Origin of the sequence: Saccharothrix algeriensis (genome assembly GCF_016907655.1) — a bacterium.
Taxonomy (GTDB): domain Bacteria; phylum Actinomycetota; class Actinomycetes; order Mycobacteriales; family Pseudonocardiaceae; genus Actinosynnema; species Actinosynnema algeriense.
This window is the reverse complement of sequence record NZ_JAFBCL010000001.1, coordinates 768,872-790,845: the sequence shown is the minus strand read 5'-3', so window position 1 is coordinate 790,845 and position 21,974 is coordinate 768,872. Positions and strand designations below refer to the sequence as shown.

The window sequence follows — 21,974 nt, the reverse complement described above, 5'->3', positions numbered from 1 at the left end:
GCCGACCTGCCCCACGCCGGGTCACGGCAGGATGGAGTCCACGTAGCCGCCGTCCACGCGGACGGCGGCGCCGGTCGTGGCGGAAGCCTGCGGGGAGCTGAGGTAGACCACCAGGTTGGCGATCTCCTCCGGTTCGATCAGCCTGCCGAGCAGGGACTGGGGGCGGTGCAGGCGCATGAACTCGCGCTGCGCCTGCTCCCACGGCAGGGAGTCGTCCACCAACTCGTGGACGAAGCCCTCGACACCGCCGGTGTGCGTGGGGCCCGCGATGACGCTGTTCACCGTCACACCCGTCCCGGCCGCTTCCTTGGCGAACCCGCGCGACACGCCCAGCAGCGCCGTCTTGGACACCCCGTAGTGGATCATCTCGGCCGGGATCGCCACGGCCGAGTCGCTGGCGATGTACTGGACCCGGCCCCAACCGCGCTCCTTCATGCCGGGCAGGTACGTGCGCGTCAGCCGGACCGCGGACAGCACGTTGACCTCGAAGTAGCGCCGCCACTCGTCGTCGCCGATCTCCAACGCGGGCCGCGCGCCGAAGACGCCGACGTTGTTCACCAGCACGTCCACCTCGGGCACCGCCGACCGCAGCCCGGCCACGCCCTCCGCCGACGCCACGTCACCGACGGCCTCGACCAGCTCCGCGCCCGGCGCCTCGGCCCGGATCCGCGCGACGGCGCCCGCCACCGCGTCGGGCTTGCGCCCGTTCACCGCCGTCCGGGCGCCCGCACGGGCCAGGGCGGTGGCGATGGCCTCACCGATGCCCTGCGTGGAACCGGTGACCAGAGCCGTCTTCCCGGTCAGGTCGAGACGCATTCCGCTCCCCTCCGCCTGATGCCGCCTTCGACGGCACCGCCCACCAAACCACGCGGAGCGGAACGCCGCCATCGCGACCGGGGGCCGCGCCGACGGGGGCGACAGGTCGGTCGACGCCGGTCAGCGGCCTGGCGGGTGCACGAGTTCAACCGGACGGCGTGACCGGGGACCGCACGCCGAACCACTGCTCGGCGCCGTCCGCCTCGACCCTCTCCACCTCGGTGGACCCCGACCCCGTCCTCCAGCGCCTGTCAGCGGGCGCTCGTCGTGGTGGCGGTCAGGGCGCCGCCGGCGACCCGGCCCCGCCCGGCCGTCCGGGGAGGGTCAGTCGCGATAGGTGAAGGCCACGGTCGCTCGGGCCTTCGAGTTCGCGCCCAGGTTCACCACCGCGCCGCTGCCTCGCGGCGCCGCCCGGATCATCGAGCCGGCGAAGCCCTCCGGCGTCACGAACAGGCCCCAGGTTGGCGTCCAGTCGCCCACCTCGCCCGTCGTCACGTCCACCATCGGCTCGGTTGCCGGGACCACGCGGCGTTGCACCACGTGGCACCGTCGCACGGCCTCGTCCAACAACACCTTCCAGTCCTCCTCGGGCGTCTCCCAGCCCGCGACCACACCGCGGCCACCGAAGTCGCGCGACGGCTTCACGATCAGCTGCTCGCGCTCCTGGACGCACTGGTCCACGAGGTCGCGGGTGATCCGCCTGGTCCACGGCAGCACGCGGTCGACCAGCGCCCGTTCCGCGGCGGACGTCCAGCGCGCGTCGGACAGCAGCGCGAGTGCGCCCTTGTTGGAGTACAGCGAGCTGCTCATCGGCGTGAACAGCACGCACGTGCCGTCGGCGTGGGCCTTCAGGATCCGGGCGACCGCCGGAGCGTTCGCCGGCACGTGGTCGACGGTGAAGTACCGCAGCACCACGTCGACCCGCCTGCTGCCGACGAGCAGCCGCCCGGAGCGGGCACGCACCCCGCCCAGCCCGGCCAGCACCACCTCCAGGCCGGCCCGGGACAACGCCTCGAGCGCGGAACCCAGGAGGTCGCGGTACGCGGGCAGGTCGGAGTCGGCGCACACCAGGGCCACCACCGGATCGGGCGCCCCCGCCGCCGCGCGCAACGACCGGGCCACCTCGGCGGCCGTGTCGACGTACCCCAGCCGGTGCTCCGCGGCGAACGAGGCGAACGCGGGCACGCCCAGCAGCGCCCGGTGCAGCGAGGCGTTGTCCAGGCCGCCGAGGTCGCTGGCGACGTTGAACTCCAGCATCCTGAACGAGGAGCCGTCGTGGTAGAAGTCCGCGCGGCCGTACCGGACGGGTGGTCCGTCGTGGTAGGACACGAGCAGGTCCGAGGTCGCCGGATCGATGCCCAGGGCCGAGCAGTAGCGCGCCACGTCGCCGTCGAACACGCGCGAGGGCAGCGATCCCAGCAGGTCCAGCACGGCGATCGCGTCGCGGGCGCACGCCAGCAGCTCGGTCTCCGGCACGAAGAGCGGGCGGGACAGCAGGTTGCCGTTCCGGTAGTGCCGGTAGGCGGGCGGCACCTCCGCCTCACCGACCGCGTCGACCAGCGCCGGGTTCGAGAGGTACCGCGCCGTCACCGGGTTCACGCCGCCACCGCCTCGGGGAGGTCCCGCAACCGCCGCAGCGGGGAGGCCAGCAGCACCAGGGCGGCGAAGAGGAAACCGGCGCCGGCCACCACCAGGGCCCAACGCGTGCCGAGCGCCGTGCCCAGCGCACCTCCCGCCACACCACCCAGCGGCAGCGCGCCCCACATCAGGAAGCGCACGCTCGCGTTCATGCGACCGAGCAGCCGGTCGGGGCAGATCGCCTGGCGGAAACTGAGGTTCGACACGTTGAACACCGACAGGATCAGGTGCATCAGGAAGAAGCCCACGGCGAAGAACGCGAGCCCTCGACCCGGGAACGACAGCGGCAGCAACAGGAACGCGGGCACGCACGCGAGTTCCGACACCCAGATGGCGCGCGAGCGGCCGATCCTGTCGGCGACCTTGCCCGCCACCAGGGCGCCGACCAGGCCGCCTGCCCCCGCCAGCGCGAGCATCGCACCGACCGCGGCCTCCGTCAGCGCCAGCTCGCGCACCAGCAGCACGATGACCAGCGGCTGGGTCATGCCGTAGCTGAAGTTGAAGATCGTGGCCGCCACCGTGGTCGCGCGCAGCAGACCGTTGCCCAGCACGAACTTCAGACCCTCGGCGATCTCACCGCGCAGCGAGCGCGCCTCGGGACGCGCGGGCCGTTCCTCCACCGCGCGTATGCGGGACAGCAGGAACGCCGAGGCGAGGTAGCCGATGGAGGTCAGGAAGACGGCGTTGACGGCCCCGAGGGCCTGGGACAGCACGCCGCCGAGAGCCGGGCCCGCGGCCACCGCCGTCGAGCGGGTGGACTCCAGGCGTCCGTTGGCGGCCACCAGTCCCGCGCGACCGACCAGGGCGGGCACGTACGACTGGTAGGTCACGTCGAACACGACCTGCGCGAGGCCCGCGGCGACCACGACGGCGAGCAGCTGGGGGAGCGTCAGCAGGTCGAGCCACCACAGCAGGGGCACGAGCGCGAGCAGACCCGCGCGCAGCAGGTTGCAGGTGATCAGCACGGGACGACGGCGCACCCGGTCGGCCAGCACTCCGGCGGGCAGCGCGACGAGCAGGAAGCCGATGGTCTGGGCCGCGGACAGGAAGCCCAGCTGGAGTGGTGTCGCGGCGAGCGCGGTCGCGGCGAACAGCCGCACGGACACGTCGCCGATCTGGCCCCCGACCACGCTGGCCGTCTGACCGGCCCACAGCAGCCCGAAACCGCCCCCTCGTGCGCTGCCCACCCACGCACATTCACACGGGGGCATTTCACGCACAATGTGGTGTGATGAAGATCACACGTCGATTCCCAGGGCTTCCTTTCCACTTCGGGAGGCTTCCGGAACAGTGGCAGGCGTGATCGACCCCACTGGGCGCGACCGACTCGCGGACCGGCCCGATGCGCTGTTCGCGTATGGCAGCCTCACCTTCCCGGAAGTGCTGGAAGTCCTGCTCGGCCGTGTTCCGGCGGCCGTGCCGGCAACAGCACCCGGATGGCGTATTGCCGCCTTGCGCGACCGGCCCTTCCCCGTTCTCGTGCCCGGTGCGGGAGTAGCCGTCGGTGTGCTCCTCACCGACCTCACGTCAACCGAATGGCGGATAGTGGACGCGTTCGAAGCGCGTTCTTACGAACTGCGCGAGATCGACCTCGACGTCGGCCGCGGTGGGGCGTACGTCGCGGGCGCACGTGCGGACGCCGACTGGGGGGTGCTTCCCCGCGACTGGGCCAGGGAAGCCTTCGACCTGCCCTCCTACCTGCGGCGATGCTCCGATTGGCGGCAGGCCGCCCCGGTGTGGCGCACCTCGGCCGCGACCGCGCGGAAGAGCCCGGCGGCCCCGGCGCGCGCCGGCCTCCCGCCGGAGGAGTGAACACCCACCACTCGCCCGACCGGTTCCCGGCGAACCCGCGAAGGCGAATCCGCCGCGAGTCCCACAGGGAGATTCAATGACTGCCACCGTGCGGTTGGCTACGGCCTACGCCGTCATCGACGCGACATTGCGCGGCTACGCGGAATACCGGAACTTCCGGAACGGGCTGATGGCACGCGCGGACTACTCGTGCTGGGTCGAGTCGCGGTTCGACGAGCTGGCCGAACTCGGACTCGACCGCGACAAGCAGAACCTGTCCACGCGTTTTCCGGTGGACGACCACGCCTTCGTGACGAACGCGCTCGAGCTGCTCGCGGAAGACGGCCTCGTGCCGGGCAGCGACTACCCGGTCGACGCGTTCGACGCACTCGCCGAACGCGTGGCGAAAGGGTGGGACCACGCCGGCCGGACGACCTTCATCTTCCCCGAGGAAGCCCGGCTGATGTTCGCGCTCTCGCACCAGGTGCGACCGCGCAACCCGGTGTTCCTCGGCTCCTACTACGGGTACTGGGCGATCTGGGCGCTGCCGGCCGTCGCCGCCGCGGGCGGGCGCGTGACGCTCGTCGACATCGACGAGGGCGTGATGTCGCTGGCGGAGCGCAACATCGCCGCGCTCGGCTACTCGGACCTGGTCGACTTCGTGGTCGCCGACGCATCCGAGTACGCGCGCACGCTGCGCGACGTGGACCTGTGCGTGCTGGACGCCGAGGGCCCCCTCGACGCGCCGGACCCCGACCTGCGGGACAAGGCGATCTACTACCCGCACACGCGGGCGACCAGCCACGCGCTGCCGCCGGGCGCGTTGCTCGTGGCGCACAACGTGCTGCTGGACAACCCGACCGGGAACCGCTACTTCGCGGGCCGCATCGCCGACAACAAGGCCCAGTTCGCCAAGTGGGCGGCGCACCTGGGGGAGTTCTACGACGTGCACCGCGTGATCCCGACGTCCGAAGGCGTCGGCGTGTACCGGAGGAACGGGCTGCCGTGTGAGGGGTGAACGGGCTGTCCACCGGTTGTACCCGCCCTCACCGCGCGCCCGAAGGCCGCGCTCGTCCGAGCCGGCGCCGGGGGAACGGCCGAACCGGCGACCGCGCCCCCGGAGCGCCGCACGCCGTTCGCGACCCGGCGGCACGTGACCGCTTCGAAGAACCCGGTCCGCTTGAAGGAGTCCACCGGATGACCACCTCCGCACCCACCACGACCGTCCGGGCGGCCACCGCCGCCGACCTGGAGGCCGTGCGGGCGATCTACAACCACGCGGTGCGGCACACCGATGCCACCCTCGACACCGAGGAGAAGACGGCCGAGCAGATGGTCGCGTGGCTGGCCGCGCACAGCGGTCGCAACGCCGCGGTGGTCGCCGAGCGGGACGGTCGCGTCCTCGGCTACGGCACCCTGAGCCCGTTCGCGGCCCGAGGCGGGTACTTCCCCAGCACGGAGATCTCGATCTACGTCGCGGCCGACGCCCGGGGCACGGGCGTCGGCGGGACGTTGACCGGGTGGCTGGTGGACTTCGCGCGCGAGGTGGGCTACAGCACCATCATCAGCTTCAACACGGACACCAACACCGCGTCGATCCGGATGGTCGAGCGGCACGGGTTCGTGCGCACCGGCTTGATCCGGCACATCGGGATGAAGCTGGGCAGGCTGGTGGACCTCGCGGTCTTCCAGCTGGTCTTCCCCGAGAACCTATCGCGCTACCAGGACGGACAGGACACCACGCCATGACGGGCTTCGCCTTCGACCAGCACGTCCTACAGCAGCCGGACGTGGTCGCGGCGCTGCTGGACGCCGAACTGCCCGCGCTCGACCCCGACCGCCCCGTCGTGTTCACCGGGATCGGCACGTCGCTGCACGCCTGCCGGGTGGCGGCGGCGTGGACCAGGATCGCCACCGACGGCCGCGTCCGCCCGGCCGCGATCGACGCGCACGACCTCGCGCTGGGCGAGTCCGTGCAGCCGGCCGACCAGGTCGTCGTGGTCAGCCACAGGGGCACCAAGCGCTACCCGAACCGGGTGCTGGCCGCGGCCCGGGAGGCCGGGGCGTCGACGATCGCGGTCACCGGCGCGGGGGTCGACGCCCCCGTCGCCGACGCGGTCGTGCATACCTGCCCCCAGGAGAAGGCGAGCACGCACACGGTGTCGTACACGGCGGCGCTCGTCGTGCTGGGACGCCTCGTGGCGCGGGCGTTCGACGCCACCGGGCTGGCCGAGGCGCTCGCCGAGGCGCCCGCGGCGATGAGGGAGACCCTCGCCCTGCCGCTTCCCGCCGACGCGGTGGACGCGGTCGTGTCCGCGACGCCGACCATCGTCACCGGCACCGGGCTCGACGCGATCACGGCGGACGAGGCGGCCCTGAAGCTCAAGGAGGGCACCTACCGCTGGGCGGAGGGCCTGCACACCGAGTTCGCGCTGCACGGCACGCCCGCGGTGTTCTCCTCCTCGACCGCCGCGTTCCTCCTCCGCTCCGCGGCCGACGGCGGCCGGACCGCCGACCTGAAGGGCCTGCTCGACGAGCTGGGCGCGACGACGCTGATCGTCGCCGAGGACGGCGACGTGCGGTTCGCGGCGACCCACCCGCTGGCGCGCCCGCTGGTGACCGTGCTGCCGTTCCAGCGGCTGGTGTCGGCGGCGGCCGTGCGCCTCGACGCGAACCCCGACCTCACGCACCTCGAAGCCGAGCCGTGGGCGGGCGCCATCCGCGCCGTGCAGCTGTGACCAGGCGGACGAGGCGATCGTTGTGCGCGAACGATGCACGATGACCTGGACGCCTGTCGGCCGGGGAAGGCGGCGAGCCGGGACAGGGTGCGTTCGACGACCCGGCAGCGGTGGCCTGGGCGGGTTGCGGTGCCGCGTCCGGCGTGGCGATGCGCGGGATGATGCCCTGGGCGCGTAACCGGTCGCGCAGGTGGCGGTGTCGTAAGCCTTGTCGCCGTGCGGTTTGTGCGGGCGGCGTCGGCTGCGTGTGTGCGGGGTGCGGATCGAGGGGATGCATACCCGCGGCGTGCTCGACCGCGGCGGGGGTGGAGGTGTCGGGTGCGCTGCCCACGGCCTGCTCCAGCGGAGGTGCCTGCGCCGCCTGAGGATTCCGCTGGACCCGGTGGTGACGCCGCTGCTGCCGCCTGAGGCGGTCACCGCCCTCCGCGGTCCGTGGTGGTGTGCTCCGCGCCGGTACCGGTGTTCCTCGAAGTGTCGTGCGGGCCGCTGGGAAAGGCGGCGACGAGTCGTGCGCCGGCGGTGTCGGGGCGGTCGGTGGCGTGGAGGGTGCCGTGGTGGGCGGCGGCGATGCGGCGGGCGATGGGCAGGCCGAGTCCGGTGCCGCCGGTGTCGCGGGTGCGGGCGTCGTCCAAGCGGGTGAAGCGGTCGAAGATGCGTTCGCGGTCTTCGGGCGGGATGCCGGGGCCGTCGTCGAGAACCTCCAAGACCGTGCGGCCGTCAACGGTGCTCAGGCGGACGGTGATGGTGGTGGCGGCGTGGCGTTCGGCGTTGTCGAGCAGGTTGCCCAGCAGGCGCTCCAGCAAGGCGCGCCGGCCGCGCATCGGTGTCGGGCGGTCGGGCAGGCCGACGGTGAGGGCGTGGCGGCTGCGGCGGTGGGTGGTGTGGTCGCGGACCAGGGCGATCAGGTCGACGTTCTCACCGGCGGCACCCGCGCTGGTGGTGTGGTCGAGGCGGGCGAGCAGGAGCAGGTCGGTGGCCAGGCGTTGCAGGCGGTCGGTGTCGGCCAGGGCGGCGTCGACCACGGCCGGCCAGTCGGCCTGTCCGGGGTGTGCGGTGGCGATCTCCAGTTCGGCGCGCAGTGCGGCGAGGGGGCTGCGCAGTTCGTGCGAGGCGTCGGCGACGAAGCGCCGGTTGTCCTCCACGGCGACTTCCAGTCGGTCCAGGTTGGCGTTGACGGTGGCGGCCAGGTGGGCGACCTCGTTGAGCCTGCGGGGTACGGGAACGCGGCGGGACAGGTCGTGCTCGGTGATGTCGGCCATCTCACGTCGGATCGCCTCCACGGGCCGTAGCACCCGACCCATCGCAACCCACACCACGCACCCGAACAGACCGATCAGCACCAACGCGCCGCCCGACAGCGACAGCACTTGGTGGTTGAGGGTTCGTTGTGCCTGCGCCAGTTGTTCCCGTGCCTTCTGCACCTCCATGCTCACCGCGGTCACCGACTCGAATTCTTCGATGCGCGTGCTCTCCCCTGCCGGTAACGGGTGGAAACCAGCCGTTTCGCCGAAGGCGACCATCTGCACGTGCATGATGTCGTAGGGGTCCGTGAATGGCCACAACGACAAGTCGGGAACAGAGACGGTCGAGTAGTGGTACGCGAAGACGCGCACCGTGTCGTCCGGGTCCAGTAACTTGCGCGGCCCGAGGTCACCGAGCCTCAGAGAAGGCGTCTCGATGCGGTTCGCATCACGGACGCAGTGGCGGTCCCGGAGGGGTGTGGACGGCGAAGGTTCGCCGGCAAGGGATACTCGTGGCTTGGTGCTGTCGGCGGACGTCCCGGCGCAGATGATCGCGTACCGGTAGGGGGCGGCGTCCGGCCGCATGGCCTGTTCCCGCAGGAAGACCGCCGCCAACGCGGCGACGGCGAGGACAGGCGCGGCGAGGACCGCCGTGGCGATCGCGGTCACGCGTCGGCGCAGCCCGCGCGACTGGGAAGTCCGTCCGTTCACGGGTGGGCCTCTCAACGGCCGTCGAGGCGGTAGCCGACGCCGCGGACGGTGGTGATGGTGTGCCGGTGGAACGGTGCGTCGATCTTGCGGCGCAGGGTGCTGATGTAGACCTCGACCAGGTTCGGGTCCGGTTCGCGGGCCTCGTCCCAGGCCCCGGAGATGATCTCGGCTTTGGTCACCACTCGCCCTTGGTGGCGCAGCAGGAGTTCCAGCACCGCGAACTCCTTGGCGGTGAGGGCGATGGCCTGGTGCCCGCGCCGACAGGTCCGGGCGGCCGGGTCCAGTTCCAGGTCCCCGGCGCGCAGCACGACCGGGCGGGCCGGGCCGCCGCGGCGCACCAGTGCCCGCAGCCGGGCGACCAGGACCGGGTAGGAGAACGGCTTGGTCAGGTAGTCGTCGGCGCCGGTGTCCAAGCCCTCGGTCTCGTCCAGTTCGCCGTCCTTGGCGGTGAGCATGAGGATCGGTGTCCACACCCCGGCGGCGCGCAGTCGGCCGCACACCCGGTAGCCGTTGAGGCCCGGGAGCATCACGTCCAACACGATCACGTCATAGGCGTGTTCGGTCGCCCGCCACAGGCCGTCCGAGCCGTCGTGCTCCACGTCGACCGCGAAATTCTCGGCGACGAGTCCACGAACGAGCAGGCCCGCCAGACGCCGGTCGTCCTCCACCACCAGTACCCGCATACCTCCACCATGGCGCAGCCGCCGCCGCTTGTCCCTGAAATCCGCTTCAGGCTTCTACAGGTCGCCTTCAGCTTCCGTCTGCCATGGTGTCGCCGGTCCGCGGGTCGAGCGCAACAGGTCGATCCTGCCGGGTGGCCGGGCCGGAAGAACGGGGGGTGCCCGGAACACCCGGCGGACCGGGCCGGTGGAGGAGGGGAGTTCTCCTCGTCCACGGACCACTGCGATCCGATCGAGGAAAGTGCGAAAAGCGGAGGGATTTCACATGCGATTCACGAGCAGGCTCGGCACCGTGTTGTTGTCCGCGGTGCTCTCCATCGGTGGAGCTGCGGCGGCCCACGCCGCACCCGTCGTCGGTGGCGACTTCGCCGCGCAGGGGGCAGCGGCCGGGCTGACCACCGCGCAGGTCGACACCCTGCAAGCCGAGGCCGACGGGTACCTGGAAGAACTCGGCGGCAGGCAGGTCGCGCTGAACCGGATCGAACTCGACGGCGCCACCATCAGGATCGCGCTGCCGGGCGAGGCGCAGCCCCGGAAGCTCGGCCCCGGCGCCCTGGACGCGAACTGCGACGGAAGGCACGCGGACCACCTGCACTTCTGCGCATACCGGGGTGAGGGGTTCACCGGAACGCACATCGACATGTACGCCTGCAAGGTGTACGACATCCCTGAAACGTGGGTCGGTCCGGGATCGTGGGACAACAACCAGTCGAAGAACACCGTGGCGCGGATGATGAACGATGCCGGCACGGTGATCTACGAGACGCCGCCCGCGCACAGCAAGGATGCCAGCGGAAGTTGGACGCCGGTCGACCGGATGAGGAACTGCTAGTCACGAGAGCGCGTTCGCTGCGCAGCCGGAATCGTTGTGTGCCACCCGGGCCGGGTGGCACACAACGATCGGTCGGCGCCGCCGAGGCGGACGGGTCGCCGACAGGCGACCGGTGCTGCCGTCGGACTCACCTGCGCCCGGCGCCGAGCCGACCGGGCAGGAGCCGTACCGCAATCAGCGCCAGAACCTGGACAGCGGTGCAGGGCAGCACGTCGAAGCCCAGGTGGAGGAACCCCGTCAACATCCGGCGGGGGTCCTCCACCAGATCGGCCGGCGTGTACCAGCCGTCCAAACCGGTCAGGACGATCATCCCCGCCGTGCAGGGCAGCGCCACCAGCAGCAGTCGCGCCGCCGGCGACCAGCGTGGCGACAGGCCCACCAGCGCGGCGCCGGCCAGGTAGCCCACAGGAGGCAGCACCGCGCCTCCTGTCAACAACAGGACCATCCCGAGCACATCCCGTGGCCGCAGTGAGGCGATCGCGGTGCGCAGCGGCGACCTGCCTGCTCGTCCGCCGGTGGCCTCCTCGATGTCGACCAGTTCCGCTTCCACGATCTCCTCGGGCGTGCCCAGTCTGCCCAGCACGTCGGAGACCTCCGCTTCGGACGGACCGGCGGGCAGCAGGTCCTCGATGTGCGACCGGATCTCCTGCACCAGTTCCTCACGGCGAGACGGCGTCAGCGGCACGGCCTCACGCGTGAGCCGGTCCAGGTAGGAGGAGATCAGCGGGTGCTGCGTCACCGACTTGCTCATGCCCGATCGCCCTCTCCAGTCATGATCTCGCGCACCGACTCGCTCAACGCCGTCCAGTCCCGGGCGAACCGCTCCACCGCCGCGGCGCCCTGCGGACTGATCCGGTAGTAGCGGCGTGGTGGTCCGGTCGCGCTCTCCTGCCAGGTCGTCTCCACGAGTCCCTGCCTGCGCAACCTGGACAGCAACGGGTAGATCGTGCCCTCACCGCCGATCAGCCCGTGCCGACCCAGCACGGAGACAAGCTCCACCGCGTACCGCTCCCGCTGCCCCAGCAGCGCGAGCACGCAGTACTCGACCACCCCGCGCCGCATTTGCGTCAACGGGTCCCGCCCATCGCTCATGCTCTACAGGCTACCTTGCGCTGCACGATAGCTTGTAGGACATGGTGTGCCCGCAGTCCGCACAATGGGCCACTGCTACCGCACAGCTCACCGATCACCTTGGCGTCCCCCACTTCATTTCGGGTTCAGCGCAGCGAACCCCCGCTCGTTGAACGCGTGGATCACACCACGCACGTGTTGAGCCGAAGGCGTTCGGCCGCTTGCACGATGGCGCAGCCGCGACTCGTCGGTGCCCTGGCCCGGCGAACCGGCCAGGACCTGCTCGGTCGACCTCGCGCCCTGGACGGGCGTCACGATCACGGCGCTGCCCCGTCGTCACCTGCACGGGTGTAAGGGCTCGCTATCGCATCCGTTCCGTTTGCGGCAACGGTGCGCCACATCCATGCTCGGTCGCGGTAGAGGGCCGTCGGGTGATCGCGATCCGGTCGCGTCGGCCGTACCGCGACGAGCCGGTCCCCGCCACGAGAGGTGACTACCCAGATGCCCCGCCCGGGTCCAGCCGAGCCGCGCGCCGCCGAGGGCGTCACCGTGGTCATGTCCGTGCAGCGGGACCAGGGCGACCTGGCAGTCGCGGTGGACGACATGCTGTCCACCTTGGACCGGGCCGGCGAACGGCATTGCGTGCTCCTCGTGCTCGCCGACGACAGCCCTCCCGCCACCGGCGACGTCGCCGCCGGGCTGGCGGACCGCTACCCGGACCGGGTGAGGGCGGTCCGCCACGGGACGGGTGAGGGCGAGCACGGGTCGCCGCGCGCGGGGCTGGCGGTGGCCCTGGCGGAGACCGACCACCGGCGGATCTTCCTGACCGACGGCCGCATCCCCGCGGCGCAACTGCCCTTCATGCTCGCGACGGCGCGGGCGGAGCGGGCCGACCTCGTGGTCGCGTACTGGCGCGACCGGGCCGACGCGCCGCGTCGCGGGCTGTCGTGGCTGCGGTCCGCGGTGCTCCCGGCCGCGCCGCGCACCGGCCGCCTCCGCCGGGGCCCGGCCCACCACCTCGTCGACCGGCGGACGCTCGCCGACCTGGACCTGACCGCGCGATCCGCCGGGACGCGCGAGCACCTGCTCGACGAGCTGCGTCGACGTGACGCGAGGATCCTGGTCCGGACCGCGCCCGGACGGGACGGCGGTGGTCCGGTGGTGAGCGTGCCGGACCTCCGGAAGGGCCTGGTCCGCCGCGTCGCCGACCGGGTCGTCCGGCCACGCGACCCGCTCCTGCCTGCGGTGCTGGCGGTCGCGGTGGTGTTGTCGGTCGGCGCCTGCGCCGCGGTGGCCGCGAGCGGGATGACGCTGGCGTACCCGGACGCGGTGTCGCACCTGCTGATCACCCGCCGGGTGCTCGACGCCTCGACGCCCGGGGCCGCGCAGCTCGGCGGGGTCTGGCTGCCGCTGCCGCACGTGCTGGCCCTGCCGCTCGTCGTGGCGGAGCCCTGGTACCACGCCGGCGTCCTGCCGAGCGCGGTGTCCATGTGCGCCTACGTCGCCACCGCGGGGTGGCTGTACCGCATCGGCCTGGCGCTCACCGGGCGCCGCGCGGGCGCGGTGGCGGCGGCGCTGGTGTTCTGCGCGAACCCCAACGTCCTGTACCTGCAGAGCACGCCGATGACCGAGGCGCTGCTGCTGGCCTGCCTGGCCGCGGCGACCTGGCACCTGCTGCTCTGGTGCCGGGAGGGCGACTACCGGCACCTGCTGGCGACCGCCCTCGCCGTGTTCTGCTCGACGTTGGTGCGCTACGAGGGCTGGGTGTTCCTGGCGGCGGTGGCGGTCGTCGTCGCGGTGCGCTCGTGGCAGCGGTCGAGGGGCGCACCGGAGCCCCTGGTCCTCGTGCGAGCCGACCTGCTCTTCTTCGGCTGCCTGGCGGTCAGCGGCGCGGTCGGCTGGGTGATGTGGAACGCCGCGATCTTCGGCGACCCGCTGCACTTCCTGCGGGGCGAGTTCGCCAAGCCCGCGCTGTGGGTCGACGGGGCAGAGCGGGCCGTCGGCGACTGGAGCACGTCGCTGCGGACCTACGCGCACGCCGCGGTCCACGTCCTCGGGCCGGTCGTGGCGGCGCTGAGCGCGGTCGGCCTGGCCTGCTTCGCGTGGCGGACCAGGCTGCGGGGCGCGGCCCTGGCGCCGTTGCCCCTGCTGGTGTTCCTGCCGTTCTTCGTCTGCGCGCTGTACTCCGGCCAACGGCCGCTGCACGTGCCCGAGATCGGCGGCGACCTCTACAACGTCCGGTTCGCGCTCGTCATGGTGCTGCCCGCCGCGGTGTTCACCGCCTACCTCGCCGTGGCCGCGGATCGGGTGCCGCTCAGGCTCCTGCCCGCGGCGGCGGTGCTGGCGGGCTGCGGTCAGCTCCTCCTGGCCGCACCGGTCACGGCGCGGGAAGCGGAGGTCTTCCGCGCGAGCGCCGCCGAACGCGTCAACGCGCAGGCCGCTTCCTGGCTGCGCGAGCACTACGACGGCGGCCGGGTGCTGATGCAGTCGTGGAGCAACGAGACCGTCAGCTTCGACTCCCGGGCGCCCACGGGGCGGATCGTCTACGAGGGCAGCTTCCGCCAGTGGGAGCAGGCTCTCCACGACCCGGTCGCGCAGGGGATCCGCTGGATCCACATGCGACGCACCCCCGGTGGCGAGGACGAGGTGTGGCGGCGCCTGCACGACAGCCCCCTGGTGCGCTCCGGGTACGAACCGGCCTACGCCGACGACCACCACGTCTTCTACCGGCGCGTGGACCTCACCGCACCGGGTCAGCCCACCCCACGAGCGGTTCCCGAGTAAGGAAGGGTTGGTGGCACCGTGGACCGAGGCGGGCAACGGGACGGGCGGCGATCCATCGCGTATGTCTTCCCGGTGTACAACGAGGCGGAGAACGTCGAATTGCTGCACGGCACGGTGTGCCGGGTCACGCAGGACCTCGCCGACCGCTACCGCTTCACCTTCATCTACGTCGACGACGGCAGCGAGGACGACTCCGCCGGTCGGCTGCAGGCGCTGGCCGACGCGGACGACCGGGTCACGGTGATCGAACTGGCGCGCAACTTCGGCCACCAGACGGCGGTCACCGCGGGCCTGGACCTCGCCGACGCCGACGCCGTGATCATCATGGACAGCGACCTGCAGGACCCGCCACGGGTGAGCCTGGAGCTGATCGCGAAGTGGCAGCAGGGCTACGAGGTGGTGTACGCCCAACGCCGCTCGCGCCGCGACCCGACGTTCAAGAAGCTCACCGCGAGCGCGTTCTACTGGGTCCTGCGCAGGATCGCCTCGATCGACATCCCGCGTGACACCGGCGACTTCAGGCTGCTGGACCGCAAGGTGGTCGAGGAGCTGCGCCGGTTCCGCGAGCGCGACCGGTTCCTCCGGGGCCTGGTCAGCTACATCGGCTTCCGCCAGACCGGGGTGCTGTTCGACCGGGACCGGCGGCACGCCGGCACCACGGGCTACTCCCTGAGCAAGATGCTGCGGTTGGCGGCGGACGCCCTCCTCGGTTTCTCCGTCGCCCCGCTCAGGTTGATCAGCCGGCTCGGTTACGCGATCTCGCTGTTGAGCTTCCTGGGGATCGTGTACACGGTCGGGGTGAAGGTCCTGGCGCCGGAGACGGCGGTGCCCGGTTGGGCCTTCACCTCCATCGCGCTGTTCTTCCTCAGCGGTGTGCAGATCACCATGCAGGGGGTGCTGGGCAGCTACATCGGCCGCACCTACGCCGAGGCGCAGGGCCGGCCCCTCTACACCGTCTCGTCCGTGCGCACGGCCACCGACCCGCGCGTTCCGGCGCAGGCCGCGCCGGACCGGTCCGCGCAGCCGGGCGACCGGATGCTGAACCGGTGAAACCCGTCACCGGCACGAGCCCGCCCGCGAGCACGGGCCGCGACACGGTGATCCGCCACGGCGAGGAGGTCTTCGTGAACCGCCCGAACGGGTTCCCGCGGCGGAACGCGGAACCGCGCCGCGCATGACGACCGGCTCCCCACCGCACCAGGCGGGTCACCCCGTCCTCCCCGAGCGGTTCAGCGCCCGCAGGCTGCTCGGCCGCGGGCAGCGGGTCGCCCTGGCCGCGGTGTCCGTCGCCCTGGCGGGCGCGGTCGTGGCGGGCGCCGTGACCGCCGCCGCGCCGAGCCCGCTGTGGTGGGCGCGGGCGTCGGTGGCCGCTGTCACGGCCGTCTACGTGGTCTTGATCTCCTTCCGGTGCCTGCTGGTGATCGCAGGCCCCGGCGCGCGCATCATCCGGGCGCGGGACGGAGCCCGGACCCCCGACCGGGACCTGCCGCCCTACACGGTGCTCCTCCCGGTGCACCGCGAGGCGGTGGTGCTGCCGAAGCTGGTCGAGACCGTCCACCGGCTCGACTACCCCGCGCAACGGCTCCAGGTGCTGCTGCTGGTCGAGCAGGACGACGAGGTCACCCGCGCGGCGCTGGACCGCCTCGATCTGCCGCCGGAGTTCGAGGTGGTGCTCGTGCCCGAGGGCGGGCCACGCACCAAGCCGAACGCGTGCAACGCCGGTCTGGCCCGCGCCACCGGTGAGCTGTGCGTCATCTACGACGCGGAGGACCGACCCGAGGCCGACCAGCTGCGCAAGGCGGCCGCGGCGCTGGAGGCCCAACCGGACCGGGTGGTGTGCGTGCAGGCCGAGCTGGCCTACTGGAACCCCTGGACGAACTGGCTGACCCGCCACTTCGCCGCCGAGTACGCCGTGAACTTCGCGCTGGCGCTGCGCGGGCTCGACCGCTTCCGGCTGCCCATCCCGCTGGGCGGCACGTCCAACCACTTCCGGGTGGACGCCCTGCGCGTGCTCGGCGGTTGGGACCCGCACAACGTCACCGAGGACGCGGACCTGGGCGTGCGCATCGCCCGCCGCGGCTGGGAGGTGCGGATCTTCGACTCGGTCACCTACGAGGAGGCCAACAGCGAGCTGGGCAACTGGGTGCGCCAGCGCAGCCGCTGGATCAAGGGCTACCTCCAGACCTGGCTGGTGCACATGCGCGACCCCTGGCGACTGCTGCGGGACCTGGGACCGCGGGGGTTCCTCGCCTTCCAGCTGACGTTCGGCTTCACCACCCTCACCACGCTGGTCAACCCGCTGTTCTGGTCGTTGACGTGCCTGTACCTCGTCACCGGTCCCGAGCTGATCCAACCGCTGTTCACCCCGGCGGCGCTCTACGCGGGAACGGCCGCCATGCTCGCGGGGAACCTCGCCATGCTCTACCAGGTCATGGCCGGCTGCATGCAGCGCGACCTGCACCGCGCCGTGCCCACCATGCTCACCGTTCCCCTGTACTGGGCGCTGATGAGCGTCGCCGCCTACAAGGCGCTGGTCCAACTGCTGCGCCCCGGCAAGCGCCACCACTGGGAGCTCACGCGCCACGGCCTGGTGGGGGAGCACGGGGAACGCCACGCGCCGCTCCGGCAACCGCTCGACTGACCCGCGTGGGCCGGAGCCGACCCACGCGAGTCCTGTCACGCCTCCACGGGTGCTTCGCCACCGACGCCCCGGCCGCCTCAGGGCGACTGGAACCGCCACTGCTGGTTGGCCCGGCCGTCGCAATCCCACAGGTGGATCCCCGTGCCGTTGCCGTTGATCGCGCCCGGATCGGCGTCCAGGCAGCGCCCGCTCAGGTAGTTGACCAGCGCCCCGCGATCGGCGTCGTAATCCCAGATCTGGTTCTTGTCGCCGTGGCAGTCCCACAACTGGACCTTCGTGCCGTTGTGCGCGATGTCGTCCAGTTCGGCGTCCAGGCAGCGCCCGCTCTGGTTGTTGCGGATGAGGCCGCCGTGCTCGAAGTCCCACAGCTGGTTGTCGTCGTTGTGGCAGTCCCACAGCTGCACCTTGGTCCCGTTGCCGCTGATGGTGCCCAGGTCGGCGTCCAGGCAACGGGCGCTGCTGCTGTTGCGGACCGTGATGCCGTCCTGGGCCGACGCGGTGCCCGCGAAGCCGATGACGGAACCGCAGACGACAATGGAGGCCGCCAAGGTGAGCAGTTTTCTCGCTGTTCCAAAGGTCATTTTTGATCAATTTCCTCGTCCGGGGACGGAACCAGGACGACGTTACCGGGGAATCCCCGCACCCCCCACGCGACGAACCGGACGGCACTCGTGCGGGTGATTTCCCCGGGATTTCAGACAGGATCGCTCACGTCAGCCAGACCCGGTAGGCCACGACGGAGTGCGCCGGCACGCGGGCGCGCAGCTCGTCGGTGGTCGTGCTCTGCTGCTTGGTCCACAGGTCGAGCACCCGGTACTCCGCCGCGGACGGGAGGCCGACCGCGTCGACGGTGATGCCGATCTCGCGGTCCGACAACCCCCGGTTGAACAGCACCACCGCGGCCGACCCGTCCGACATCGGCTTCACCCACACCTCCTGCTCGCCGTCGTCGTGCAGCCGGTGCCCCTGCTTCCCGCCCCAGTCCTGGTTCACGGCGATGACGTCGCGGTCCAGCAGGATGCCCCTGGTCACCGGGCTCATCACCCGCAGGTCGTTCCCCGCGATCAACGGCGCGTTCAGCAGCGCCCACATCGTGAAGTGCGCCCGGTCCTCGTGCTCGGCCATGCCGCCGTTGCCGACCTCCAGCATGTCCGGGTCGTTCCAGCCGTTCGGCCCGGAGTGCTCCTCCAACCCGACCTGGAGGTCCAGCAGCGCCGTCCAACTGGCCCAGGAGTCGGCGATGTCGCGGGTCGTGCGCCACAGGTGCCCGCCCGCCTTGCGCCCCCAGCCCTCCCAGGGGCGCTCGTGCCCCCACTCGCAGATGCTGAACACGATCGGCCTGCCCGACTCGCGCAACGCGCGCCCCATCGTCGCGTACCGCTCGGCCGCCGGGCTGCCGTCGTTGTTGCAGTTGTCGTACTTGAGGTAGTCGACACCCCACTCGGCGAAGCTGCGCGCGTCGACCTGCTCGTGCCCCAGGCTGCCGGGGTAACCGGCGCACGTCTTCGAGCCCGCGTCGGCGTAGACGCCGAACTTCAACCCGCGCTCGTGCACGTAGTCCGCCACCGGCGCGAGGCCGTGGGGGAACTTCACCGGGTCCGGCACGAGCCTGCCCCGCTCGTCCCGGTCACGCGCCATCCAGCAGTCGTCCAGGTTCAGGTACGTGTAGCCGGCGTCGCGCATACCCGACGCCACCATCACGTCCGCGATCTCGCGGACCATCCGCTCTCCCACGTCGCAACCGAACCGGTTCCACGTGTTCCACCCCATCGGGGGAGTCGGCGCCAAGCCCGCCGACACCGGGTGGACCGCGGGAGGCGCCACCCCGACCACCGCGGAGGCGAACAGCACCGCGAGCGCGACCTTGGCTACCGACCGGCGCACGACACCTCCGGGAAGACGATGCGGCCCACGCAACCAGAAACCGGCCGAGCGGGAAACTCGCGGCACGGATTTTCACCGGGTCGTGGGCTCGGCCGGACCGGCCCGCCGCACCCGGCCGACGTCGAGGCGCTCGTCCCCGACGCCCGCGGGGGCCGTTACCCGAGGTCGGGCAGCTCGTCGCGGGTGACGACGTAGCTGTGGCCGTAGACCTTCCGCAGGTGGCTGACGCTGTTGCCGGCGGTCAGGTGGTTGCCGTGCCAGGTGCCGAACAGCACCCACCGGGTGCCGGTGGACCGGAGCAGGTCGGGGTCGGGGATGGGGCCGTTCTCGTGCAGCGCGATCGGGATCGACGAGCCGACGATGTCGCGCACGGAGTTGTACAGGGCGTTCTGCGGGTCGTAGTCGCCGTCGCCGGCGTAGGTGTCGGCGCCGTCGATGTCCACGACGGCCTTGCCCGGGTGGAACGACGACTGCGGCCGGCCGTCGTAGCCGTGCAGCCACACCAGGTTGTTCAGGCCCTTGACGCGGGTGAAGCGGTCGAACATGAAGTTCCACAGGCGGTTGTACTGCGCCCCGCCCTCCATGCTCCACCAGAACCACGTGCCGCCGGCCTCGTGGAACGGCCGCCAGATCACCGCCGCGCCCGCGTCCTCCAGCTGCTGGAGCATGGCCGCGGCCTGGTCCAGGCGGTCGGTGAACGAGCGGTGCTCGGCCGTGCCCGGCGTCAGCACGGCCTCGATCGACACCGGCGTCTTCGTGCCGTCGTAGGTGTCGGGCTCGGTGGGGGCGCCCATGTGGTAGCCGATCATGGGGATGCCGCCCGCGTTCCACCACGCGATGGCGCGCGGCGCGAGGTCCTTGGAGTCGCCGAAGTCCAGGCCGCGGATGGCCGGGTGCTCGCCCGTGTTGTCGTGGATGTGGTCGATCTCGTAGTCCGGGCCGCCGATCCACGTCGACTCCTGCTGGCCGGAGAGGATGTGGTTGCCGTACTGCGAGTACACGTAGCAGAGCAGCTTGCGCGCCTGCGGCGTCGGGTCGGGCGTCACCGGGTCGACCGAGCACTGCGGCGCGCCGGTGCGCAACCGCTGGGCGGCCACGGGCATCGGCGCCGGGGCGGCCAGCACCACGGCCAGCAGGGCCCAGGCCAGGCGTGACGGGGCGCGCATCCGATCTCCTTCGATGACCGCGGAAGAGGCGGGAGCAGGGACAGCCTAGCGATTGCCGAATTCACGCCGAAACGAAATCAACCCTCCGGGTGATGGGCCGAGGTTTCGGGCGGACACCGTTTTGCTTGCCAGGCCGTCGTGTTCCGCGCAAACCGCTCGGGCCTTGTTCGGACCCACGCGAAAAGTCGTTGCTCGGCCACTCGATCAGCTCTCGGGCGACGCCGCCCACGCATCGGGCGACGGTCGGTCGACCGCAGGCCGTTGTCCCCCGTGAGGACTACAGGGGAGTGTCCACGCCAGGGGGATTCGTGGCGTCGCAGCCTCTCGTAGGTTTCGTCAGCGACGGCGTCAGTGCGTTGCGGCACGCCGAGAAACCGGAGGGCAAGGGCGTTGAAGACAGTGCAACGGTCAACAGGGGCCGGAAGGGTGATCGCGGTGGCGTTCACCGTCGCGGCGGTGGCGGCCTGTGACGCCGCCTCGGAAGGGGACGCGACCGGCGGGGGCGCACCACCGGCCGTCACCGAGGCGGTCGCCGCGCCGCGCATCACCTGGGGCGCGTGCCCGGCGTTGGCCGAGGGCGCCAGTCGCGACCCCCGGCTCACCTGCGCGACGGTGAAGGTCCCGCTCGACTACCGGAACCCCGGTGGCGGGGAGATCGAGGTGGCCGTCTCGAAGCTGCCGGCGGCGGAGTCCGGCGACCGCCGCGGTGCCCTGCTGCTGAACCCGGGCGGCCCGGCCTCGCCCGGCCTGGACACGCCGGGTGCCGTGGCGCCGACCCTGCCGCCGTCGGTGCTGGCGGCCTACGACCTGATCGGCTTCGACCCGCGCGGGGTCGGGCACAGCACCCCGCAGAGCTGCGGTCTGGACGACCCGTCCCTGGCCGGCCTCTTCCCGTACCCGGCCGCGGACGGCTCGATCACCGCGAACGTCGACCACGCCCGCACCGACGCCGAGCGGTGCGCGACGAACGCCGGCAAGGAGCTCCGGCACTTCACCACCGCCAACACCGCCCGCGACATGGACCGCATCCGCATGGGGCTCGGTGAGGAGAAGATCTCCTACTGGGGCCAGTCCTACGGCACGTACCTCGGCACCGTCTACGCCTCGCTGTTCCCGGATCGCGCCGACCGGGTGGTCCTGGAAGGCAACGTCGACCCCACGAAGGTCTGGGCCGACGCGACGGACAACTGGGGCAAGGCCATGTCGGAACGCTTCCCCGACGCGGCGAAGGTCGCCGCGGCGCAGCACGCCACGCTCGGGCTGGGCGGCACCGCCGACGAGGTGACCCGCAAGTACCTCGCCCTCGCCGACCGCCTCGACCGCACCCCCGCGCCCGTCCCCGGCACCTCACAGGCCCTGACGGGTTCGGTGCTGCGCACCGTCACCTACAGCCTCCTGCTGCACAACGACACCCTCCCGGTGCTCGCGCAGTTCTGGAAGGCCGCCGTCGCGCTGGCCGACGGCACGCTCACCGAGGCGGACGGCCAGGTGCTGCGGCAGGTGTTCACCGCGCCGCCGCCGACCCCGGGCGTGCCGGCCGACAACCAGGCCACCATGTTCCTGGCACTGACCTGTGGTGACGCGCAGTGGCCCGACGACGTCGAGCAGTACGCCCGCCGCACCGCCGAGGACCGCGCGGCCTGGCCGCTCACCGCGGGGATGCCGGCCAACGTCTGGGCGTGCGCGTTCTGGCCGGAGCCGGTCGAAGAGCCCGTCCGCGTGACCGACAAGGGGCCGCGCAACACGCTGATCCTGCAGAACCGCAGGGACAACGCCACGCCGTGGGAGGACGGCCTCGGGCTGTACGGGGTCCTCGGCGAGCGGGCGGCTTTCGTCGGCGCGGACAACGGCGGCCACTACGTCTACAACCAGGGCTCCACGTGCGTGGACGAGGCGACGGTGACGTTCCTGACCACCGGCCGGCTGCCGGACAAGAGGGTCGACTGCGCCGACGTCGCCCCGCAGTGACCGCGGTTTCCGG

General features: G+C 71.8%; 19 protein-coding genes. 9 read left to right on the top strand and 10 right to left on the bottom strand.

All coding sequences use genetic code 11. The features are described 5' to 3' along the window. Positions 1-21: 21 nt before the first annotated feature. The 3 genes from JOE68_RS03220 to JOE68_RS03210 form a co-directional block, all read right to left on the bottom strand. Positions 22-816 (bottom strand): SDR family NAD(P)-dependent oxidoreductase, encoded by a 795-nt coding sequence (locus JOE68_RS03220; RefSeq protein ID WP_204840847.1) that lies wholly within the window; start codon positions 814-816, stop codon positions 22-24. A 324-nt stretch (positions 817-1,140) separates the two neighbouring features. Next, positions 1,141-2,415: a hypothetical protein gene (locus tag JOE68_RS03215; RefSeq protein ID WP_204840846.1), complete on the bottom strand. Its 1,275-nt coding sequence runs from the start codon at positions 2,413-2,415 to the stop codon at positions 1,141-1,143. Next, the gene (locus JOE68_RS03210; RefSeq protein WP_307819484.1) at positions 2,412-3,641 is read right to left on the bottom strand and encodes an MFS transporter; all 1,230 of its coding nucleotides are present in this window, start codon (positions 3,639-3,641) and stop codon (positions 2,412-2,414) included. The genes JOE68_RS03215 and JOE68_RS03210 overlap by 4 nt, the downstream gene beginning before the upstream one ends. A gap of 112 nt (positions 3,642-3,753) precedes the next feature. Here JOE68_RS03210 and JOE68_RS03205 point away from each other — a divergent pair, with 112 nt between their 5' ends. From JOE68_RS03205 to JOE68_RS03190, 4 genes are all read left to right on the top strand, one after another. Beyond that, positions 3,754-4,266 (top strand): gamma-glutamylcyclotransferase family protein, encoded by a 513-nt coding sequence (locus JOE68_RS03205; protein WP_204840844.1) that lies wholly within the window; start codon positions 3,754-3,756, stop codon positions 4,264-4,266. A gap of 76 nt (positions 4,267-4,342) precedes the next feature. Beyond that, a complete protein-coding gene (locus JOE68_RS03200; RefSeq protein WP_204840843.1) occupies positions 4,343-5,263 on the top strand; it encodes an O-methyltransferase in 921 nt (306 codons plus the stop codon). 179 nt (positions 5,264-5,442) lie between these two features. Next, positions 5,443-5,994 (top strand): GNAT family N-acetyltransferase, encoded by a 552-nt coding sequence (locus tag JOE68_RS03195; protein ID WP_204840842.1) that lies wholly within the window; start codon positions 5,443-5,445, stop codon positions 5,992-5,994. Next, positions 5,991-6,983: an SIS domain-containing protein gene (locus tag JOE68_RS03190; RefSeq protein WP_204840841.1), complete on the top strand. Its 993-nt coding sequence runs from the start codon at positions 5,991-5,993 to the stop codon at positions 6,981-6,983. Before JOE68_RS03195 ends, JOE68_RS03190 begins: the two co-directional genes overlap by 4 nt. Before the next feature lie 413 nt (positions 6,984-7,396). Here the strand turns inward: JOE68_RS03190 and JOE68_RS03185 are convergent, their stop codons facing one another. Both JOE68_RS03185 and JOE68_RS03180 read right to left on the bottom strand, forming a co-directional pair. Continuing rightward, positions 7,397-8,893, bottom strand: coding sequence for a sensor histidine kinase (locus JOE68_RS03185; RefSeq protein ID WP_307819482.1), 1,497 nt, complete (start codon positions 8,891-8,893; stop codon positions 7,397-7,399). A 53-nt stretch (positions 8,894-8,946) separates the two neighbouring features. Further along, entirely contained in the window at positions 8,947-9,618 is a 672-nt protein-coding gene (locus JOE68_RS03180; RefSeq protein ID WP_204840840.1) for a response regulator transcription factor, read from the bottom strand. 262 nt (positions 9,619-9,880) lie between these two features. Here JOE68_RS03180 and JOE68_RS03175 point away from each other — a divergent pair, with 262 nt between their 5' ends. Beyond that, on the top strand, positions 9,881-10,447 hold the full coding sequence (locus tag JOE68_RS03175; protein WP_204840839.1) for a hypothetical protein: 567 nt from the start codon (positions 9,881-9,883) through the stop codon (positions 10,445-10,447). A 127-nt stretch (positions 10,448-10,574) separates the two neighbouring features. Here JOE68_RS03175 and JOE68_RS03170 read toward each other — a convergent pair whose 3' ends face one another. Together JOE68_RS03170 and JOE68_RS03165 are read right to left on the bottom strand one after the other, a co-directional pair. Continuing rightward, on the bottom strand, positions 10,575-11,198 hold the full coding sequence (locus tag JOE68_RS03170) for an HAAS signaling domain-containing protein (protein ID WP_204840838.1): 624 nt from the start codon (positions 11,196-11,198) through the stop codon (positions 10,575-10,577). Continuing rightward, the gene (locus JOE68_RS03165) at positions 11,195-11,539 is read right to left on the bottom strand and encodes a PadR family transcriptional regulator (protein ID WP_204840837.1); all 345 of its coding nucleotides are present in this window, start codon (positions 11,537-11,539) and stop codon (positions 11,195-11,197) included. The genes JOE68_RS03170 and JOE68_RS03165 overlap by 4 nt, the downstream gene beginning before the upstream one ends. Positions 11,540-12,019: 480 nt before the next feature. On the opposite strand from JOE68_RS03165, the gene JOE68_RS03160 reads away from it, so the two are divergent. From JOE68_RS03160 to JOE68_RS03150, 3 genes are all read left to right on the top strand, one after another. Further along, positions 12,020-14,302: a glycosyltransferase family 39 protein gene (locus JOE68_RS03160; protein WP_204840836.1), complete on the top strand. Its 2,283-nt coding sequence runs from the start codon at positions 12,020-12,022 to the stop codon at positions 14,300-14,302. 72 nt (positions 14,303-14,374) lie between these two features. After that, positions 14,375-15,352, top strand: coding sequence for a glycosyltransferase family 2 protein (locus JOE68_RS03155; protein WP_307819480.1), 978 nt, complete (start codon positions 14,375-14,377; stop codon positions 15,350-15,352). Positions 15,353-15,476: 124 nt separating this feature from the next. After that, positions 15,477-16,943 (top strand): glycosyltransferase family 2 protein, encoded by a 1,467-nt coding sequence (locus JOE68_RS03150; protein ID WP_204840834.1) that lies wholly within the window; start codon positions 15,477-15,479, stop codon positions 16,941-16,943. A 77-nt stretch (positions 16,944-17,020) separates the two neighbouring features. Here JOE68_RS03150 and JOE68_RS03145 read toward each other — a convergent pair whose 3' ends face one another. From JOE68_RS03145 to JOE68_RS03135, 3 genes are all read right to left on the bottom strand, one after another. Beyond that, on the bottom strand, positions 17,021-17,491 hold the full coding sequence (locus JOE68_RS03145) for an RICIN domain-containing protein (protein WP_204840833.1): 471 nt from the start codon (positions 17,489-17,491) through the stop codon (positions 17,021-17,023). 160 nt (positions 17,492-17,651) lie between these two features. Beyond that, positions 17,652-18,827 carry a glycoside hydrolase family 27 protein gene (locus tag JOE68_RS03140; protein WP_307819478.1) on the bottom strand — a complete coding sequence of 392 codons (1,176 nt, stop codon included), beginning with the start codon at positions 18,825-18,827 and terminating at the stop codon, positions 17,652-17,654. Between the two features lie 155 nt (positions 18,828-18,982). Further along, positions 18,983-19,993, bottom strand: a complete 1,011-nt coding sequence (locus JOE68_RS03135) for a glycosyl hydrolase (protein ID WP_204840832.1) — start codon at positions 19,991-19,993, stop codon at positions 18,983-18,985. A 435-nt stretch (positions 19,994-20,428) separates the two neighbouring features. Between JOE68_RS03135 and JOE68_RS03130 the strand changes: the two genes are divergently transcribed. Beyond that, complete coding sequence (locus tag JOE68_RS03130) at positions 20,429-21,961, top strand: alpha/beta hydrolase (RefSeq protein ID WP_307819475.1); 1,533 nt, start codon at positions 20,429-20,431, stop codon at positions 21,959-21,961. Positions 21,962-21,974: the final 13 nt, after the last annotated feature.

Bases quoted from the DNA above. Each gene is read 5' to 3' on its own strand.
- JOE68_RS03190 (WP_204840841.1), top strand. From the start codon at position 5,991: ATGACGGGCTTCGCCTTCGACCAGCACGTCCTACAGCAGCCGGACGTG.
- JOE68_RS03165 (WP_204840837.1), bottom strand. From the start codon at position 11,539: ATGAGCGATGGGCGGGACCCGTTGACGCAAATGCGGCGCGGGGTGGTC.
- JOE68_RS03135 (WP_204840832.1), bottom strand. From the start codon at position 19,993: ATGCGCGCCCCGTCACGCCTGGCCTGGGCCCTGCTGGCCGTGGTGCTG.
- JOE68_RS03195 (WP_204840842.1), top strand. From the start codon at position 5,443: ATGACCACCTCCGCACCCACCACGACCGTCCGGGCGGCCACCGCCGCC.
- JOE68_RS03180 (WP_204840840.1), bottom strand. From the start codon at position 9,618: ATGCGGGTACTGGTGGTGGAGGACGACCGGCGTCTGGCGGGCCTGCTC.
- JOE68_RS03170 (WP_204840838.1), bottom strand. From the start codon at position 11,198: ATGAGCAAGTCGGTGACGCAGCACCCGCTGATCTCCTCCTACCTGGAC.
- JOE68_RS03160 (WP_204840836.1), top strand. From the start codon at position 12,020: ATGCCCCGCCCGGGTCCAGCCGAGCCGCGCGCCGCCGAGGGCGTCACC.
- JOE68_RS03220 (WP_204840847.1), bottom strand. From the start codon at position 816: ATGCGTCTCGACCTGACCGGGAAGACGGCTCTGGTCACCGGTTCCACG.
- JOE68_RS03175 (WP_204840839.1), top strand. From the start codon at position 9,881: ATGCGATTCACGAGCAGGCTCGGCACCGTGTTGTTGTCCGCGGTGCTC.
- JOE68_RS03200 (WP_204840843.1), top strand. From the start codon at position 4,343: ATGACTGCCACCGTGCGGTTGGCTACGGCCTACGCCGTCATCGACGCG.
- JOE68_RS03150 (WP_204840834.1), top strand. From the start codon at position 15,477: ATGACGACCGGCTCCCCACCGCACCAGGCGGGTCACCCCGTCCTCCCC.